Genomic DNA, 929 nt, shown 5'->3' with positions numbered 1-929 from the left:
GACAATAGCACAGTCGATACCAGCCGCCACGGCTGAGTTCAACCCTCTGTTTGAATCCTCTACAACCAAGGTCTCTTCTTTGGTAGCTCCGAAGCGCTTTAGGCCGGTCAAGTATGGTTCCGGGTGCGGCTTGGTGCGCTCGTAATCTTCGCGAACAAGGACGAATTCCATGAATTGTCTAATCTGGCGCTTTTCATGAATAAGATGAAAATCCGCACGTTTTGCAGTCGTCACGATGGCCATGCGGACGTACTTTGACAGCTCGGCTAGAGTTTCAACTACGCCTTCAATCTCTAGGGCTTCTGTTCTTAGATAATCCTGATAATAGACGTTGCGGACCTCACGCTGCTTGCTGATGGTCTGTTCATCAATACCTGCCGCCCTAGCTTGGGACCAAGTGCCCAATGACTGGGTCATGTCGCGGAGGTATTGATCTTTATCCAAGGTAAATCCAATGTCAGCCAGAGCGCGTTCTCCCGCTTTGTAATACCAGAATTCAGTATCAACCAGAACACCATCATGATCGAAGAGTATGTACTTTTTCATTGTTTCGTTCTCCTTTGTCAACTGCGGCAACCATGCGTGCCATCACGCGCCGTTGATCACCCATAAGTAGACGGGCCACTGATATTCGCGTTGTCGGTGATGGCTTCCTCCAAACTGACTCCTCGGCAGATATGCGCAAAGATGGCACGACTCAGGCGCCATCCAATAGTGATGCTCGTGTGCTTCCTATGTTGTTTGGACTTCTCATCCAAGAACTCTTTGATTGAGCAACCCTCCATGTCACACCTCGAAATGAATGATTCATTCATATTATATGAACGTAGATCTCGGTTGTCAATCCTATCCAATCGAAGCAATCCGAGGTTTCACGAGCGTTATACCATATGCCCATTAGTTGAACAAAGGCAGCCGAACCTTATGGC

Annotated in this window: 1 protein-coding gene; it reads right to left on the bottom strand. The window is 48.3% G+C overall.

Annotation, left to right across the window (positions count from 1 at the left end; translation table 11 throughout):
• The coding region (locus tag AC1DWB_RS36155) for an HAD family hydrolase (protein ID WP_477545870.1) at window positions 1–546 on the bottom strand (546 nt) is incomplete at its 3' end.
• Between the last annotated feature and the right edge of the window lie 383 nt (window positions 547–929).

The sequence above is a fragment of the Paenibacillus sp. P4_E11 genome (assembly GCF_056401635.1).
This window is presented reverse-complemented; position numbering and strand designations above follow the sequence as displayed.